At 48.4% G+C, this 18,479-nt stretch carries 13 protein-coding genes; 12 read left to right on the top strand and 1 reads right to left on the bottom strand.

The window, feature by feature from the left end:
- The first annotated feature begins 431 nt into the window (after nt 1–431).
- On the top strand, nt 432–1,115 hold the full coding sequence (locus P364_RS0103910; RefSeq protein WP_024628849.1) for a hypothetical protein: 684 nt from the start codon (nt 432–434) through the stop codon (nt 1,113–1,115).
- A 391-nt stretch (nt 1,116–1,506) separates the two neighbouring features.
- Here P364_RS0103910 and P364_RS0103905 read toward each other — a convergent pair whose 3' ends face one another.
- Nucleotides 1,507–1,737: a helix-turn-helix domain-containing protein gene (locus P364_RS0103905; RefSeq protein ID WP_024628848.1), complete on the bottom strand. Its 231-nt coding sequence runs from the start codon at nt 1,735–1,737 to the stop codon at nt 1,507–1,509.
- Nucleotides 1,738–2,196: 459 nt separating this feature from the next.
- On the opposite strand from P364_RS0103905, the gene P364_RS36035 reads away from it, so the two are divergent.
- From P364_RS36035 to P364_RS0103850, 11 genes are all read left to right on the top strand, one after another.
- Nucleotides 2,197–2,802, top strand: coding sequence for a TetR/AcrR family transcriptional regulator (locus tag P364_RS36035; protein ID WP_236642169.1), 606 nt, complete (start codon nt 2,197–2,199; stop codon nt 2,800–2,802).
- Nucleotides 2,803–2,821: 19 nt separating this feature from the next.
- Entirely contained in the window at nt 2,822–3,787 is a 966-nt protein-coding gene (locus P364_RS0103895) for an alpha/beta hydrolase (RefSeq protein WP_024628847.1), read from the top strand.
- Between the two features lie 275 nt (nt 3,788–4,062).
- The gene (locus tag P364_RS0103890) at nt 4,063–4,272 is read left to right on the top strand and encodes a tautomerase family protein (protein ID WP_024628846.1); all 210 of its coding nucleotides are present in this window, start codon (nt 4,063–4,065) and stop codon (nt 4,270–4,272) included.
- A 56-nt stretch (nt 4,273–4,328) separates the two neighbouring features.
- On the top strand, nt 4,329–5,246 hold the full coding sequence (locus P364_RS0103885; protein WP_052016499.1) for an ABC transporter permease: 918 nt from the start codon (nt 4,329–4,331) through the stop codon (nt 5,244–5,246).
- A gap of 12 nt (nt 5,247–5,258) precedes the next feature.
- Nucleotides 5,259–6,137, top strand: a complete 879-nt coding sequence (locus tag P364_RS0103880; RefSeq protein WP_024628844.1) for a carbohydrate ABC transporter permease — start codon at nt 5,259–5,261, stop codon at nt 6,135–6,137.
- A 42-nt stretch (nt 6,138–6,179) separates the two neighbouring features.
- A complete protein-coding gene (locus P364_RS0103875) occupies nt 6,180–7,217 on the top strand; it encodes a response regulator transcription factor (protein ID WP_024628843.1) in 1,038 nt (345 codons plus the stop codon).
- Entirely contained in the window at nt 7,217–9,052 is a 1,836-nt protein-coding gene (locus P364_RS0103870) for a cache domain-containing sensor histidine kinase (protein WP_236642174.1), read from the top strand. Before P364_RS0103875 ends, P364_RS0103870 begins: the two co-directional genes overlap by 1 nt.
- Before the next feature lie 30 nt (nt 9,053–9,082).
- Nucleotides 9,083–9,850 (top strand): SDR family NAD(P)-dependent oxidoreductase, encoded by a 768-nt coding sequence (locus tag P364_RS0103865; protein WP_024628841.1) that lies wholly within the window; start codon nt 9,083–9,085, stop codon nt 9,848–9,850.
- 34 nt (nt 9,851–9,884) lie between these two features.
- Nucleotides 9,885–12,254, top strand: coding sequence for a DUF4962 domain-containing protein (locus P364_RS0103860; RefSeq protein ID WP_024628840.1), 2,370 nt, complete (start codon nt 9,885–9,887; stop codon nt 12,252–12,254).
- Between the two features lie 141 nt (nt 12,255–12,395).
- On the top strand, nt 12,396–13,946 hold the full coding sequence (locus P364_RS0103855; RefSeq protein ID WP_024628839.1) for an extracellular solute-binding protein: 1,551 nt from the start codon (nt 12,396–12,398) through the stop codon (nt 13,944–13,946).
- A gap of 59 nt (nt 13,947–14,005) precedes the next feature.
- Entirely contained in the window at nt 14,006–18,427 is a 4,422-nt protein-coding gene (locus tag P364_RS0103850) for an alpha/beta hydrolase fold domain-containing protein (protein WP_236642173.1), read from the top strand.
- Nucleotides 18,428–18,479: the final 52 nt, after the last annotated feature.

Raw genomic sequence — 18,479 nt, 5'->3', positions numbered from 1 at the left:
TTGATAGTGTAACTCTTTCGAATGATCGTAAATATGTAATAATATATGAATATTCTAACTTCATCGTCGCACCCCGTATGGAGTGCGTAGATTGAGAATAACGTTTCTTTTTAAATTATCTTTGTATCACATTGGGTCTTACTGCTGCATTAAGGATATAACGAAGATCTCACGATTATCATGGGTATTTTCGAATGGAAGTGCAAAGATAGTGGAGTTCCATAATAGAGTCTTACCTTTCCTATGCTAAGCATGGATAAGTGGGTAAGATTTTTTTTGTTTAAGAGACATAATAAGATCTAGGGGAAATTCCGAAACTGAAATATTGTATTAAATGCAGCATATTTTAAACTATTTTGTTAGACAAATAGGTTTGACTATGGTAGAAAAATCAATATAATGTTATTAATTGTAAAATAAGGAGGGAGGGTATGTCGAGGTATTATGATGGATACGGATTAGACTCGACTGTGACACTACTCAGAATAGCTTATGATTTAAATCATTGGAGCGAAATAATTAAACTAAGCGAACCGTTATATGATGAATCCATAAGAATTTACAATTTGAATATGCTAGTTGGAGAAAGGTACACCGAAGAGATACACACAGATCGTGTAATTGTTTACTATATAGGCTATGCTCTATTGATGCGGGGAATAGCTCATCAAAAATTATTGGAATTTGAAAAAGCCAGAGAATGTATTAATAGTTATGGTAATCTCAAATGGTTAAGAAGCACAGATGCAGAAACGCTAAATGAAATTAAATATTATACAGAGATTTCTAAAGTTAATTTGATGGTGCTAGATTTATTGGAAGGTAAAGCAGAGGCTTTAGATGAATACCTATCATTTATACTGCAAAGTAAGGACGAATTGATTTCTGGACTCTTAACATTACTTGAGGCAAATCGATTAAGTGGATTGCCAATAAATAATTTTGAGAGTTTATTTGAAGAGAATATACAGGCCATAAACTGGAATGGAATTCCTGATGTGGATGCTTCATATTATCTGAAATTCAGTTATGAGCTTTCAATGTACTACGGAAGAAATGGGAGAAACGACCAGGCGGTACGAGTATTATTAAATTGTGCTTCAAGTCATATGTAAATACAATTCCATTTTGGTATACGTTGAATAAGAAACAAGAGCTTTTCTAAATGAAGAAACAAATGCGCATTGACGTAGCAATCTCACATTCACCTTGCCCGTGGTGACGATAAAGCTTGAATAGTGATTAGCGGTAGCAGATTTTAGGGGTGCTATCGCTTTTTTGTGTCCCAATATGTAGGCCAATTATGACAATTCCATACTTGAGGATAATATGACTACTTCGTATGAAATCAATTTTCACCTTTTTTTAAAATATGCTTAGTTTTACTTCACAATATCAATTCTAAAAACTGTTGTTAGTAAGCGACAAATTCTAGGTCGTAGACCCTACGGTAATTTGATCGTATTATTGATTTCACGGTAATCCATGCAAAAAAGAGCCGTATAGTTAACGACCCTTTTCGTTTTTGGGTATGTATTCAAGGAGATCTCCTGGTGTAATCCCAAGCCCATAACAGAGGGCACCGAGAGTATCATAGTCAATACGTTTTGTCGCGTTACCGGCCAATGACGTGATTGTATTACGACTTACACCTGATAATTCTACAACGTCTTTGTTTTGCAATCCACGCTCTTTCATAATGTCACCTAGACGGCAGCGAATAACTAATTCGTTCAAGAAGATTCCTCCAATAAAATAATTGCACAATATGTTGACATGTTGACGTCCGTATGAGTGCGTGGATTGAAATAACGAATAGTCAAAACTATGGTTGGTACTGGTTCAAGTCGCACTCCGTATGGACTGCGTGGATTGAAATAACTTCTCCATTGCTTTAGGAGTGACTTGATAGTTGTCGCACTCTGCATGAAGTGTGTGTATTGAAATTTGTTTGCGTTTATGAACGATCAGCAAAATACTTATGGAAAGCGAAACGTGTTCTTTCAAAAGTACCCAAATACAAATAAGCCGGAGGGGCATGTTGGGCTGCACTCCGGCTTATTTGTATTTGTAGAGATTCATCCTGCTTGGAGTTAAGCTAAATTAGCTCTTGCAATCATCCATAATTAAAGATATATTATTAATTAATTAACTGATCATTTAATTAATTAAGGTGTATTAGAGAGGGGAATACATTTGGCAAGACCCATCAATGAAGAAAAAAGGCTGGAGCGTCGTAAAGAGATTCTAAAAGAAGCTGTTGTCCTGTTCGCAGAAAGTGGATACTCCAATACCACAACGGCTATCATTGCGAAAAGTGCAGGAGTTACTTCTGGAACCATTTTTCAATATTTCCCTAGCAAAGAAGCTTTATTCTATGCCGCTGTTCTTGAGCCGCTTGCTGATATTCAGATGAAATCAATTGCTTGTCTACAACAAGAGGGAACGCCGGGCGCATTGATTAAGAACATGGTGAAAGAACAATTCAACCATATCTACTTCTATACCAATGAATTGCGGCTTGCCCAATCTATCTTAGGACAACGAGAAAGATTCCCTGAACTTACACAGGAGGTCCTTGAGAGTATTAAGGTAATGACAGATGAGATCGAAGGTGTCTATGCCAAGGGACAATTAATGGGAGAATTCAACAAAAGCTTTTCTCCAGCAATGATTTCTCGTGCCTATATCTCTTTCTTAAATGGAGTGGCCTTAACTCTTGGAGAAAGTATTATTCATCATCCCGAGTGGGAAAATCTGAAGGCGCATGCCTTTTATTTGTTCGCACCCACACACCTATAGAAAAACTGGAGGAGTCAGATTGAATCAACCATCATTAGAAACCAATCATAACGTTCGTGTGAAAAAACGTAAGAAAATTCTATGGAGCCTAGGAATCGTGTTTTTGCTTGTGGTGGCTCTTATATTTTTTATATCGTTTAAAGTAGTAGACACCTTGTTGCACCATCCTAGAGACACGAATGTTAGCTACGAATTGAATATCGATAAAACTCCCTACGAAGAGGTCGAGTTCAAGAGTTTGAAAAATGATAACACGATTAGAGGTACTTTCTTTCCTGCACATGCTGGTGTTAAATCAAGCGATAAGACGATTATTATCGTCCATGGATATACGAGCAATCGTTTAGTCAAAGGGCGGACACCGAAGTTAGTAGAACATTTCGTTCCAAAAGGCTACAATATATTAGCATTTGATCTCAGCTCGCAAGGTAAATCCGAGGGTGATTTGATTACACTTGGTCTCAATGAAAAATACGATTTGCTGGGAGCCGTAGACTATATAAAATCCAAGGATCATGCGGGTGATAACATTGGAGTGATCGGCTTTTCAATGGGCGCTGCTACTTCATTGCTGGCCGCGAGTGAAAGTGATGACATCCAAGCTGTAATCGCGGATAGTCCGTTTCGCAATGCCGGTCTATTTCTGAGAGAGGGTCTGCCTTTCTTTTCAGGTTTACCTGCGTTCCCATTCAGTTATACATCGACCTGGATGGCCAATTGGGTCTATAAGGTTGATCTTGATTCCGTATCTCCTATGGATGCGGTAAAAAAGATGCAAGACAAGCCAGTAATGCTCATCCATGGTACTGGAGATCAGCAAATTAGTTATAAAAATACAGAAGTGATTTATGAGTCCTTAAAAGATAATCCAAGCGCAGAAGTATGGTATCCGGAAAATACAGAGCACATCGATGCGATCAACCACTACCCCACTGAATATTTCCAAAGAGTAGATCGTTTTTTGTATGAGTATGTAGGAAAATAAATGTAGTCCTAGAGAGCTGACTAGTAGAAGGGCTTTCTAACGAGGTGAAAAACCATAATATCAAGCATGTTCAGCCTATAGTGGGAAAAACCGCTATAGGCTGAATTTACATAAACTACATTTTTTTAGCCCGGAAGCGTTGAACACCAGGGCTGCTCTCACCTAAAGAAAACACAAGTGAACGAAAAGACAGTCCATTGTTGCTCTCTCACAGGAACGCTAAGATGAAGTTGTTAAAGCGTTTACATTACGTGGTGAAAGGGAGCTGAACTCGGATGCCAGAAATTTCAATCAGGCTGTATGAAGGCAGGACGGATGAGCAAAAGCAGGAGATCGTGGAGGTGTTCACTCGTGAGCTTTCACGTATTATCGATCGTGAGCCGGAGTACATTTCCGTTGAATTCAATGAAATCCCATGGGACGAGAATGTTCCTGATAATTTGAGAAACATGCAATCACAGAAGCAGGGAGGGGAGAAGACGTGAAGCCGGCGGATATCGCGCCGCCAAGCCGGGGAACAGCCAGACTTAATTCGTCTGGTCTGGGCACCCGGCTCGGAGATACGGGACGTTATCTGTGGCGATACCGGATACTATATCTGCTCTCGGTACCGGGCATCCTGTATTTTTTCCTCTTCAAATATGTACCTCTGTTCGGCTCGGTCATTGCTTTTCAGAATTACAACATTTTCAAAGGCATCACCGGAAGTGATTGGGTAGGTCTGGAGCATTTTCAGAAGATGTTCAGCCATTATGACTTTTTGCGGATTCTCAATAACACCATTCTGCTTGGACTATATGATCTCGTAATTGCATTTCCGGTTCCCATCCTGCTGGCGATTTTGCTGAATGAGGTGCGGATGATTGTGTTCAAGCGTTTGCTGCAAACGATTGTATACATGCCTCACTTTCTGTCCTGGGTCGTCATAAGTGGTATTTTCATGGGGATTTTCTCGATGGATGCCGGGGTGGTGAACAAGGCACTTGGATTTCTGGGGATGCAGCCAATCTACTTTCTTGGGGAAGACTCATACATTCGTTCCATTCTAATCGGTTCCGGAATCTGGCGCGACTCCGGGTACGGCACAATTATTTTCCTGGCTGCCATTGCGGGCATCAATCCCGATCTGTATGAGGCGGCAGAGGTGGATGGAGCCGGACGTTTGAAGCAAATATGGTCGATTACCCTGCCATCCTTGCTACCGACGATTATGATTCTGCTGCTGCTGCACATCGGGAAGTTCCTCGATCTGGGCTTTGAGCGGGTGTTCGTATTCCTGAATCCGCTCAATCTGGAATCCGGTGAAATTCTCGATACGTACATCTACAAAGCCGGGCTTCTCTCACAGCAATACAGCTATACAACGGCCATCGGGTTGTTCAAGTCCGTTGTTGGCCTGATGCTTATTCTACTGGGTAATTTTTTCAGCAAAAAAACAACCGGCGAAAGCCTGTATTAGGAGGCGAGATAGATGCGTACCCCCAGTGTCCGTTACCGTATATTCCGCATTGGAAATCTCGTTTTTCTTACGCTGCTCTCGTTGACGATGATTCTGCCTTTCATTAATGTGCTGGCCCAATCACTCAGCAGCTCGGAAGCGATCATGGGCGGAAAGGTCAGCTTCTGGCCTGTTGCTTTTACCTGGATCAATTATGAATATGTATTCGGCGATGCTTCGTTCTGGCGGGCATTTGCGGTATCGGTTGGGGTGACACTGTTCGGGACGCTGATCAATCTCGCCGCAACGGCATCGCTGGCCTATCCCGTTTCCCGTCCAGAGTACAAAGGGCGCTCGCTGGTTGTCATGTTTGTTCTAGTGACCGTTGTATTCTCGGCGCCGCTCATTCCGAACTTTATCCTGATGAAGGAACTGCATCTGGTCAACAATCCGCTGGTACTGATTGTGCCAGGAGCGATTAATGCCTTTAACTTTTTCGTCATGCGCTCGTTCTTCGCACAGCTGCCGGGTGAACTGATCGACGCTGCCCGCATCGATGGCTGTGGGGAATTCGGTATCATCTGGCGTATCGTCATTCCATTGTCCAAACCGGCCATGGCATCACTCGGCATCTTCTATGCGGTTGGCCACTGGAATGCCTACTCCACCGCGCTATATTATCTGAATGATCCGGCCTGGTGGCCGATCCAGGTAACACTTAAGAAACTGTTTGAAAGTGACGATATTTCCGTCGATCCGGGCTCTGCCGTCTATAGCACTCTTGCACATACATCGCCGGAAGGCATCAAAATGGCAACGATCATCATCGCCACCTTACCGATTATTATCATTTACCCTTTTCTGCAAAAGCATTTTGTAAAAGGAATCATGGTCGGCTCCGTCAAATCTTAAGTACAAGAAGCATACAGATCTGACGGAAACGGGGGAATGGCGATGTTCAGAATCTTGATTACGGACGATGAGCCGATGATTCGGATGGGTCTGGCGAAGATGATCAAGCAAGCGGGGCTGTTCGACTGTGAGATTCGGCAGGCAGCACATGGGGAAGAGGCACTGCAGGTGGTTGAAGCCTTTCGGCCACACATCCTGTTTACGGATATCCGCATGCCAACGATGGATGGTATCGAGCTGTGTCGACGTTTATCCGAGCAAGGAAGTACGATACGCATTATTGTGGTCTCCGGTTATTCGGACTTTGAATATGCAAGAGCCTGTATGGATTATGGGGTAAAGCGATATCTGCTGAAGCCTGTGGGACGACAGGAGCTTCATGAGCTGTTACTCAAATTGCTTGCGTCTGAAGAGGAAAAACCTACGGTTTCCCTTGTACCCGTGAGGGAGCTGAATGATTGGGCGATGCGCCTGGAAGAGGCCATATGGGAGTTACGGCAGTCCGATGTGACAGAGCTGCTCGCAGCATGGTCTGGTCGTTATCCGGCATATTCCTTGATGCCTGAACAGACAGCGGAGCTTTTTCAGGAATTGCTCGAATTGATTGTGGCCCGAATGAATGCACGTGGCAACGGAACGATGAGTACGTCCTGCGAGATTAATGTAAGCGCTTCCTCTAAAGAATGCTTTGAGACTCTGGGCAACGAGATTCACAGATTAATGAAGACGATCAAGGAAAAGCGCAGCGGCAAGCGCAAGCATCCGGTAGAAGAAGCAAAAGCCTATCTGGAGAAGCATTTGCGCCGTGAAGTATCGCTGGATGAGATTGCAGCCAAGCTGGGGCTTAACCCATCCTACTTCAGCCAGCTGTTCAAACAGACGACAGGTCAGACCTTTATCCAATACCGGATACGCAGCAAAATGGAACTGGCCAAGCGCATGCTGGAACAGCCGGGTAACCGGATTACGGATATTTCCTACGAAGTGGGGTATGCGGATCATCCCCATTTTACGAAGACGTTCAAGAAGATTACCGGACTGACACCGTCCGAGTACCGCAGTAAGTTGGGCATTGAGTGATGAAGCGCAGCCTGTCGATCCGCCTGTTCTTTCATTTTGCCATTGTAATTACGTTGTCCCTGTCCGCCATCGGCTTGTTTACCTATACCTATGCTTCAACCGAAATGAACGATCAGCTTGCGGACAATATCGCCCAAACGATGCGTAATACGGCGTACCAGACCGACCTGTATTTGCAAAATTATGATCGGGCCACGTACTCCATTCTGGCGAGTGGAAGTGTTAAGCAATTTCTGGACATGAATCCGGAGGATAGTTATGCCTATTACGAATACAGTCGTCAGATCAAAACGAACGTGTTCCCGCCTGTTTTTATGTTATATCCGCAGATCAAGTTTCTGTATGTTATTGGGGAAAACGGACGTGTTGTGATTGACGACAACCAGAATTCAGCGGGTATACCGGATATGGACGCGGCTCAGCAGTATAAGGAGTTGCTGGCCGCAACGCCTACAAACGGTGAATCCACATTGCTTACACGCAGTATTCGCAGCGAGCAGAGTGCCAATGTCATTACGATTGCGCGCCGGATCAGAGGAGTGTCCTCCTATACCCCCAACGGCGTACTGGCGATGGAAGTGAATGTGCTGGAGCTTGACAAAATATGGGGAGAACTCGACCTCGGCCAGGGCGGCTATCAGTATGTGTTAGATCAGAACGGAACGGTTATATACACACCCGGTGAGGCAGAGGCGCAGACAGCGATGCCATCCAGCAGCGTAAACAGACTTATGCAAATGGAGGCAGGCTCGCTTGAACTGAACACGGATGGCACCAAACGGCTGTTCATTTCGGAGCTGTCCGAGTATTCTGGCTGGCGCTTTGTTGCTTCCGTGCCCCTGGAGGAGCTTCAACGACCCATTGCAACCATTCGCTCAACCACATTGTGGGTTGGTGCAGGAACACTCCTGGCTGCACTAGTCGTGGCCTATCGAATCGGCGCTTCACAGGTGGAGCCCATTCGTGTGCTGATGAACGGAATGAGACAGACCGAGAAGGGAATCTGGAACAAGGTGGAGATGAAGGAAAGGCGCGATGAAATCGGCGTGTTGATTCGCAGTTATAATCTGATGGTCAGCCGCTTGTCGGACATGATTGAGCGTGTGTATGAATCGGAACTGCGCCGTCAGAAATCGGAGATCGAGCTTCAGCAGGAGGCGCTGGAACGGCACCGTGCGGAATTTCAGGCACTTCAGTTGCAGATCAATCCGCATTTTCTCTACAACACCCTGGAGACGATCAAATGTTATGCCGTTGTACAGGATTCAGAAGAAATTACGCAAATGGTGGAATCAATGGCCCATATGCTCCGTTATTCCATTCAGACGAACTTGGAGGAAATCACGGTTGCGAATGAACTGAAACATGTGCTGGCCTACCTTTCCATCATGAAGCATCGCATGGATCGGGAACTCGAAGTGGAGGTCATCATTAGACCGGATCTGTTGTTGGAGAAAATGGTTCGACTCACCCTTCAGCCGCTGGTGGAAAATGTGTTACAACACGCTTTTCCGCGAGGCATGGAGCCCGGTCACTTTATCCGAATCGACGCTCGGCGTCTTGAAGATCGCTTTCTTGTCATCGTTCAGGATAACGGCATGGGCATGAGTGAGGAACGCTTGGAGAAGCTGCGTCGACGTCTGGAATTGAACCGCCTGGCAGGCGAAGATTCCGATGATGTGTACCATCGCGGGGGCATCGGGCTCATGAATGTCCATCGCCGAATTCAGCTGGTATTTGGAGAAACGTATGGCTTGATGATTGAGAGTGAGCAAGGATTGGGAACGACCATTACGATGGCGCTTCCGGCGGATCAGCATAGTAAGCGGATTTAATTGAACCTATAACAGGGAGGACGATAGAAAATGAATATTAACTTGCAGAACAAAATTGCGCTGGTCACAGGCTCTAGCGGAGGGATTGGGGCTGCCATTGCTGGGGCATTGGCTCGTTGCGGGGCAAAGGTGGCTGTGAATGGCCTGCATAATATGGATCGGGCTGAGGAGGTTGTGGCTGCAATTCGAGATGCTGGCGGTGAAGCAGCAGCATTTCAGGCAGATGTGACGAATACGGATGCGATTGAATCGATGGTTGGGGATATTACGCTCCGCTTTGGTGGTCCGATTGACCTGTTGATCAATAATGCGGGACATCTGGTGGAGCGGAGCCCCATTGAAACGATGAGCGAGGAGCTTTACAGCCGAATTATGGATGTGAATCTGAAAAGTGCCGTATTTGTCTCCAAAGCGGTCATTCCAGGCATGAAGGCAGCTGGAGGCGGTCGAATAATCAATTTGACTTCGGTAGCGGCTCATAATGGTGGCGGTCCGGGTGCAGCTATTTACGCAGCCTCCAAGGCAGCAGTCATCGCGTTAACTAAAGGGCTTGCCAAAGAGCTGGCTCCTGGCGGGATTACGGTTAATGCCCTCTCACCGGGCTTCATCGGGCAAACGGCGTTCCATGCAACGTTCACCTCGGAGGAAGGCCGATCTTCTGCGGTAAGCAGCATTCCCCTTGGACGGGAAGGCAGTCCCGAGGATGTTGCAGGTGCGGCGCTGTACCTGTGTTCGGAGTTGGGTTCTTTTATAACGGGAGAAACGCTTGAAATCAATGGCGGAATGTATATGCGTTGATGCTACACCATTGCGATAAGGAGGGGACGATACGATGGAAGTGAAGCGGAAACTTGCAGAAAGACCGTTATACCAACCAATCAGCGGGCCGTTCCATGTGGACTATGAGCCTGATGAACATACCGTTCTGGCAGAGAATCCACCGAGGTTTACCTGGATGGCGGCACAGCAGGAGGATGAGAATGCCTATATTCTACAGGTGTCAGTGGGGCCATCTTTTCAGGAAAAAGAGACGAGGACCTTTGCACCGCTCCCGTATAACTTTTTCACGCCAGACCGGGTGTTTGAACCTGGTGAATATTATTGGCGATATGCGCTGCTTGTAGATCATCGAGTTCAGCAAGGAAGCGAAGCCGAAGTGGACGCCGTTCTGGGGAAGCAGCAGGAAATGTCGGCATGGAGTGAGGTGCGGCGGTTTACGGTACCAGCGGGATTACCCGAGACACCGATACCTTCTCGGGCACAGCGGTATGTTTCCACGGACACGGCTCATCCCCGGTTATGGCTCGGAGTAAGTGGGCTGCAGGCACTTGCAGATGACATTGCGTCCGATCCCTCATATTGCGGCTGGGATGTATTTATGGCAAATTCCGTTGAGCCGTGGGCAAACCGCGAGCCGATTAGTGAACCGCTGCCTTACCCGGATAACAAACGCGTCGCTCCGTTATGGCGCCAAATGTATATTGACTGTCAGGAAGTGTTATATGCCATTCGTCATCTGAGCATCGCTGGCCGGGTGCTTCGTGACGAACGGTTGCTTGAAGCGGCAAAAACATGGCTGTTGCATGTGGTAGCCTGGGATACGGAGGGAACGACATCCCGCGATTATAATGACGAGGCAGCCTTTCGGGTTGCCGCCGCGCTGGCTTGGGGTTATGACTGGCTGCATGATGAGCTGAACAGCGAAGAGCAAGATGTGGTAAGGCGCAGTTTGCTGCGGCGGACAGAGCAGGTGGCCCAGCATGTGATGGTTCGCTCGAAGATCCATCATGTGCCTTACGACAGCCATGCGGTGCGTTCATTGTCCTCCGTGCTTGTACCTTGCTGTATGGCCTTGCTGCATGAGGAACCAAAGGCCGCAGCGTGGCTGGATTATGCGATCGATTATTATGCCTGTCTGTACTCCCCTTGGGGAGGAAGTGATGGAGGTTGGGCCGAGGGTCCGATGTACTGGACAACAGGCATGGCCTATGTGACCGAAGCAATGAATTTGTTGCGAAACTACGCGGGCATCGACTTCTTCCGTCGGCCGTTCTTCCAGCGTACCGGGGATTTTCCACTCTACGTGTACCCTCCTGATGCTCGGCGCGCCAGCTTCGGAGATCAGTCTACGCTTGGTGACCCGGTAAACTTGAAAACAGGCTATCTTGTCCGCCAATTGGCAGGTGTTACAGGCAATCGATGGTACCAGTGGTACTTTGAACGTGTACGCCAATCCGATCCGGGGACAGAGGGAGCTTTTTATAACTACGGTTGGTGGGACTTTAACTTTGACGACTTGGTATACCGCCACGATTACCCCCAGGTGGAGGAAGAGTCTCCTGTAGACATCGAACCGCTCAAGTGGTTCCGGGATGTGGGGTGGGTAGCCATGCATCACCGGATGGATGATCCGGATGAGCATATGATGCTGCTGCTCAAGTCGAGCCGGTATGGCTCCATCAGCCACAGTCATGCGGACCAGAACAGCTTCACTCTGCATGCATTCGGTGAGCCGCTCGCCGCGGATACTGGCTACTATATCGCGCACGGCAGCTCCTTTCACCGGGAATGGCGCAGGCAGACGCGCTCCAAAAACAACCTGCTGATTGGTGGAGCAGGACAGTACGCCGAGAACAACAAGGTGCTGAATATGGCCGCAACGGGACAGATTGAAGAAGCCTATTGGCGAGACGGTGATGGTTATGTACGCGCGGTAGCGACCGATGCCTACGCCAGCACCGTACCACATGTGAAGCGTGTTGTACGGGAAATCCATTTTCTACAATCATCCTACTTCGTCATTGTGGACCACATTGATCTGGAGAAGCCGGACAGCGTTCAATGGCTGTTCCATGCACTGCACCCGCTACAGCTAAAAGGGCAAAGCTTCTGTCTAAACGGGAATAAGGCAGGGCTTGAGGGAACTTTTGTATATGCTTCCTCCGGTGAGCTGGCGCTCAGCCAGACGGATCAATTTGCAGAGGTGGACCCGGCAGAGTACGAAGGGCTGGAAAGACATTATCATCTAAGCGCGGAAACGCGGTCTGCCTCAAGCCATAGAATTGTAACACTGCTTGTACCGTATAAGGTCGAGGAGCCGAAATATGTCCCCTATTTCATCGATGACCAGGATCACGGTATTCATCTCTACTTCACCGACAACGGTGTAACGAAGAAGATCGAGGTATCCAAGACGTACTAGGGATGCTGACCTAAAGAAAACGCAACCTCATCTAAAACATCCCCATTGTTGCAGGCGGTAGGGATGTTTTAACATCTAATTTGAAAGCGCTTCACCAACGAGTGGTACCTAAATCTAAATCAGGATGAAAAGAGGGGTAGCATGAAGAAGTGGATGGTCTCAGGCATGGCGCTATTGTTGGTAGCAGCTGTCATGACAGGGTGCAACAAGGGGAGCGGCGCGGCATCCGGTGAGAGCGGGGGAGACGGCAAAACGAAGTTCTCCATGTCGTTGCGCACGTTGGCGTATACGTATGTGGAGAAGTCGCCGGACATTAACAAGGATAAATGGGTCAAGAAGCTGGAGGATCTGACCAATACCGATCTGAAAATCGTCCTGGTGCCTCATAAGGAATATGAGCAGAAAATGGTCCAGATGTTTGCCACCAATGATATTCCTGATGTGGTGCAGGGTGACGGCGGGGTCAACGGTAAAGAGATGGCCGGATCGGTCGAAGCAGGAGTATTTCAGCCGCTGGATGAACTGCTGCAGCAGTACGGGCAAGATTTGCTCAAAGCCGTGCCGAAGGAAGCCTGGGACCAGGTAACCCATGACGGCCATATTTATGCCATCCCCGAATATTTATCCAATCCATCTCGCCGGGCAACCTGGATCCGCAAGGATTTACTGGATCAAACGGGACTACCGGTGCCCACTACGGTCGAGGAGACTATGGACGTTTTACGTGCCTTTAAGAAGCTTGGCGTGGAGAATCCGTATATGGGGCGTGAAGATTTCAAGTATGCAGATACCTTTTTCGGTGCCTATGACGTACAGCAGTTCCTGTCCATGATGGAGCAGCAGGGTGATCAGATTGTACCGAAGTTTATGGATAATGAGAATATGCAGCAAGCCCTCACTGTCTACAAGACGATGTACGAGGAAGGGCTCATTAACAAAGAGTTCGCGACCATTAATTCAACGGTTTTCAAAAATACGATTCTTTCGGGCAAAGCAGGTATGTGGTCCATGAACGCCAACGAACTGATCCAGTGGGAGAAGCAGATTAAAGCGTCGGTTCCCGATGCCAAAATCGAGATTATCCCTTCACCTGTCGGCCCGGACGGAAAAGGTGGTTATTATCTGTACGGTCCGGTGACACGAGCTTACTTTATTAACAAAGATGCGGCTGATCCGGCGTCCATTATCCGTTTTTTTAACTGGATGGTGTCAGATGAAGCGGAGAAATTTTTCACGTACGGCACGGAAGGAGAGACGTACACAGAGGATAATGGCGTGATTTCATATACAGCTCCGACAGACTCTGCTGGCGTGGACGAGGAGCGTTACCGTCAGTCGTTCTTATGGTTCGTACAGGACACAACGTACAATAAAGGCTCGTTATCACTGACAGAAGAAGGCAGAAAGCTGATGAATATTTACGATACTGTTTTAGCAAAAGAAGGCCGGGATGGCATCAACTTTGATCCACGTTTAGAAGCTTTTGTACAGAATCCTGATATCGCTCCCAATTCGGATACACCTCCTCAGGTATTGCTCACGCACATGATCAAGATGGTATACGGGAAGGAGCCGATCTCCGATTGGCCGAAAGTGGTTGAGGAATGGAAATCCAAAGGCGGCGATCGTGCGATTGAGGAAGCCACGCAGAAATTCAAGGACGGTGAAGGCGTATCTTTGCCGCGTCGCTAGAATTGTGCGGGATAAGCAACGACTTCAATTAGCAATAGGATGTCCTGCTCACCGTGCAGATGAAACACGTCAACGAGAAGCAGCAGCTCCGGAGAACGGGCAGATCGCAAGGGCATAATGTCAGGAGATTTGACTACCGTGCGGAGGGGATACAAGTGAATGACTTGTTCAAAACGTGGAAAAAGTGCGTTGTACTTGTTGCCATGTCTGTGATTCTCATTAGCGGCACCATCGTTCCAGTACACGAAGTCCGGGCAATGGATGACGCTGCTCCTCATTCTATTTTAAATGCGACGCAGGAGGAGAATATCCCAGATCCGGAGGGCCCGGAGCTGGAAATTTACGCGGAAAATTTTGATGACCCGGACAATTTTGGCTCTACGGGTGGAATTGCACTGAGAGCTCCCTGGTTGCAGGAAGGTGCAGGCGGAAGCAAGGCCAAAACGTCATCTTCCACAACCTCACCGTCGCTGCCCAACATGATCAAGATTGACGGAAATGATGCGCTTGCGCTGCCGCTAAACTTGACCGGATACGGAAACATCCGGTTGAGCTACTACACGCGTGCTTCTTCCTATATCAGCGGAAGCATTATTATCGAATGGTCGAAGGACGGGGGCATTTCCTGGATAACGCTGGAGACATTTGAACTTCCTCTAGGCACTTCTGACGTGAAGAACAAGGAAGGCAATACGCTAAAAAGCTGGACGCTGGGTTCAGAGGCGAACAATAACAGCGCGGTGAAAATTCGTTTTCGGACAGGAGATGCCATGCAGGCCAACATGTATATTGACAATGTTGCCATTTACGGTCAGGCGATTCCCGGTATAACGCCTGCCCCTTCCCCAGTGCCGCCTGGAGAAGAGGAGACTGAATTCACACCACCACAAGGAGTGACTTTATACGAGGATGTGGAGATAGGCACAGCTGGCGGGCGAGCAATCTATTCATCCATTGCTGTTCCCGAGACAGCGACAGCTGAACCGATGCCGGTCATGGTCTATATCCATGGAGGTGGATGGAACCACGGGGACCGGAAGCAGGCATTGAACTCCATATGCAATTATGTACTCAAACGCGGTTATATCGGTGTTTCTCTGGACTACCGGCTGACGCCTGAGGCGCCTTTCCCTGCCCAGATTCAGGATGTGAAGCTCGCTATCCGATACTTGCGGGCCCATGCAGCCCAGTACAATTTGGACCCGAGTCGCATCGGTGTCTGGGGTTCGTCTGCTGGCGGCCATCTGGCTGCATTACTCGGCACAACAGGGGACATGGTCGCTGGTGACACTGTAGTGCTCGATACAGGAGTGACGGTAGATGTCCCTGATCTGGAAGGTTCAGGCGGATGGCCTGAGTATTCCGACAAAGTGCAGGCGGTCGCCGACTGGTATGGACCCGCTGATTTTACGACGACATTTGCCAATAACTATAGCTCGGTCACGGCTCTGCTTGGCGGGCATCGTGCATTCGATGTACCGGAACAGGCCAGACTTGCCATGCCGGGCACATATGCTTCATCGGATGACCCACCGTTCTGGATTCGGCACGGCGATGCTGACGCCACCATTCCCTATACCGACAGCGTTACTTTTGCCGGACAGCTTCAATCCGCGGGTGTCCCAATTGTGGATCTGAAGGTCGTACCCGGTCAGGGCCATGGGTTTACGGGAACGGCATCCGAGACTGCTAATGCAGAGGCGTGGGCCTTCCTGGATGAACATGTGAAGAACCGGGTCGTTACGGAACCAATCATATTCAAAAGCAATCCCGAAGAAACTTCGCCTGGAAATGAAGAAGAGGAAGAAGACAAACCGTTGATAGAGAAGGTCATCGCCAGCAAGCTGCCAAGCGACGATGCGGCGATTGATAGCGGCAAGCCTGACGTTAATTTTAATCAGGCTACGGGTTCCAGCACCGGATTGCTCAGCATTTCCTCGACTTCGTCCACCAAGAAATATGTGTATTTCAAGTTTAATTTGACCGGAAATGAGCCCGAGGGAGATCGGTATCGATTGCGGATTGCCGCAAAGAAAGGCACGTCGAATACGGATACGGAATTGTCTGTGTACGGTTTGGATGCAACAGACTGGAGCGAATCATCGTTAACTTGGTCGAATGCGCCAGTCAAAAGTCTCAGTGAAAGTTCGTTACTTGGTTCATTCCAGGTCACGGCAGATCGTAATGGAAGCCCGGCAGTCTACGAAGTCGATGTGACCGATTATGTGAAGAGCCGTTCAGCGGCGGGACAGGTGGCATTTCTGCTCGGGGACGCCGGGTCAACAGGCGTTTCCGTGAACGTGTATACCAAGGAAGCCAACGGAACGAGCAATCCGCGTCCGCAGTTATCCGTCATCGCTTTAATCGAAGATGGAACTGACACACAACCCCCGGAATGGGAGCCGAACGCCGCACTGGCAGTTCGCAACTGGGGAACGGAGTTTGCCGAACTGAGATGGCCCGCTGCAAGCGATGATATAGCTGTATCTGCCTACCGGATTTATCGGGATGGAGTTTTGCTGGCTGAACAAGATAAGAAGTCATTTCGTGACAGCGGACTTGCAGCCGGAACATCGTACACGTTTCAAGTGAGAGCCATTGACGAGGCGGGCAACGTCAGCAGTGCTTTATCAACCGACCTGACCACCCTTGTCGTTCCCGTATCTTCCCTGCCCGTTGCTTCCGTCTTGGCAAGCGGCAGCGATGGCAACCTGGCGACCAATACCATCGACAATAACAGTTATACACGCTGGTCTGTTGCCGGAGTGGGGCAGTGGATCACATATGATCTGGGGCAGACCCAGCAAGTTGGCTATGTTGGTATTGGCTTTTACAAAGGGGATGTAAGGAAGACCTTCTTTGAAATCGAAACATCTGTTGACGGTGAACTGTGGACGCAGGTGTTCGACGGAGAAAGCAGCGGGGATACGACAGAGATGCAAGCATTTGATATCCCGGACACTTCTGCGCGTTATGTACGGATCACCGGGCATGGGAATTCAGATTCAAGTATTTATACGAGCCTGACCGATGTACATCTGTATGCCCCTTTTGCTGGTGGAGGGACGCCTGTTGCACTGATTCCATACCTTGAGCCCCAACCACCGGAGGGAACGGTGCCCTTTATCGCTCCAGGTCTGACGGAGACAGATGGTACACCACATGCTGTCCATTCTCCACATGCCGTAACCGGACGTACGATTGATGTACGAGATTATGGAGCAGATTTGGCTGACAATACAAGCGATGACCGACTTGCTATACAGGCTGCGATTGATGAGGCGAACGTTGGCGATGAAGTGTTTTTACCTAATGGAGTGTACAATTTGTTATCCGGACCAGATGGGACCACTAATCTGATGCTCAAATCCGGGGTGAACCTGAGAGGAGAGAGCAGTGAAGGAACCGTGCTCAAGACATCGCTGGATCAGGTGACGGGCAGCGCCGTCCTGAAAGCATCGGCTCAGCATAGCATTCTCATATCCAATATGACCATAACTTCTTCCTGGTCCGGTAGCTACACGACCGACCACAAATCCAATAATCCCTCCGCAGGGGGGCCAGATAGCATGATTCACATCGCCAACTATGGCGAGGCTCCGTCGTATAACATTACGATCGATGGCGTGATTGTGGAGAAATTCAAACGAATGGCTATCCGCATCGAGCACAGCCGCGATGTTGTTGTGAAGCATGCAATATTCCGCAATGCAACAGATTTGGGCCCAGGAGGTTCAGGCTATGGAATTTCCATTCAGGGGACGGCCAAGACCGATCGGCTCGGCTTTGCCAATGATACGATATGGAATGTGGTGGAGGACAGCACGTTTGAGGGTCCCTATCTCAGACATGGAGCACTGATCCAGTTTGTGGCTCACAACAACGTGCTGCGTGGCAATACGTTTAACGGAACGAAACTGGATGCCATCGATCTTCATGGCGAATTGGAGTATTTCAATGAAATCTCCGGCAATGTGATTACCGATGTGCTGACAGGTGCAGGGGTTGGACTTGGCAATACAGGGGGTTCAGCACCCAGCAACCACAGCAAATCAGGCAAAGGAAACTACATTCATGACAACACGATCACGAATAGCCAAATCGGCATCTCGGTAACCATGGGCACACCAGATACGTTAATCGAGGATAATCTTATCGAGAATACAACCACGATTGCAGATGCCGCAGGAATTAAAGTGTTGAACGGACCGGGTACGGTGATTCGAGGCAATGTAATCCGTAACAATACCGCCAATGGATACTGGGGTGTGCGGCTTGAGCGTGACAAAGGAGATGCCGGAGCAGGCAACATCGGCGAAGGGAACCCCGAGAATGTGTTGATTGAAAATAACCGAATTGAAGGTAACACAAACGGAATCGGACTCTTTGCCGGAGTCGGCATTCTGCTGAAGGCCAACATTCTAAACAACGTAAATGAGAACTACTACAAAGCAGCAGGTGTGACAGTTACCGAGTTATAAAGGATCAGAACAAGTAGCCCAGCAGGCGGCGTCAGGCCTGATGGGCTACTTT

It is taken from the genome of Paenibacillus sp. MAEPY2 (genome assembly GCF_000499205.1).
In the GTDB taxonomy this organism is placed as follows: Bacteria; Bacillota; Bacilli; order Paenibacillales; family Paenibacillaceae; genus Paenibacillus; species Paenibacillus vandeheii.
The sequence above is the reverse complement of the archived record's forward strand: the minus strand, read 5'-3'. Positions and strand labels throughout refer to the sequence as shown.

What these genes read in the sequence shown, in the direction of transcription:
- P364_RS0103910 (WP_024628849.1), top strand. Translation starts at nt 432, where the DNA reads ATGTCGAGGTATTATGATGGATACGGATTAGACTCGACTGTGACACTA.
- P364_RS0103890 (WP_024628846.1), top strand. Translation starts at nt 4,063, where the DNA reads ATGCCAGAAATTTCAATCAGGCTGTATGAAGGCAGGACGGATGAGCAA.
- P364_RS0103880 (WP_024628844.1), top strand. Translation starts at nt 5,259, where the DNA reads ATGCGTACCCCCAGTGTCCGTTACCGTATATTCCGCATTGGAAATCTC.
- P364_RS0103875 (WP_024628843.1), top strand. Translation starts at nt 6,180, where the DNA reads ATGTTCAGAATCTTGATTACGGACGATGAGCCGATGATTCGGATGGGT.
- P364_RS0103870 (WP_236642174.1), top strand. Translation starts at nt 7,217, where the DNA reads ATGAAGCGCAGCCTGTCGATCCGCCTGTTCTTTCATTTTGCCATTGTA.
- P364_RS0103865 (WP_024628841.1), top strand. Translation starts at nt 9,083, where the DNA reads ATGAATATTAACTTGCAGAACAAAATTGCGCTGGTCACAGGCTCTAGC.
- P364_RS0103860 (WP_024628840.1), top strand. Translation starts at nt 9,885, where the DNA reads ATGGAAGTGAAGCGGAAACTTGCAGAAAGACCGTTATACCAACCAATC.
- P364_RS0103855 (WP_024628839.1), top strand. Translation starts at nt 12,396, where the DNA reads ATGAAGAAGTGGATGGTCTCAGGCATGGCGCTATTGTTGGTAGCAGCT.
- P364_RS0103850 (WP_236642173.1), top strand. Translation starts at nt 14,006, where the DNA reads ATGAAACACGTCAACGAGAAGCAGCAGCTCCGGAGAACGGGCAGATCG.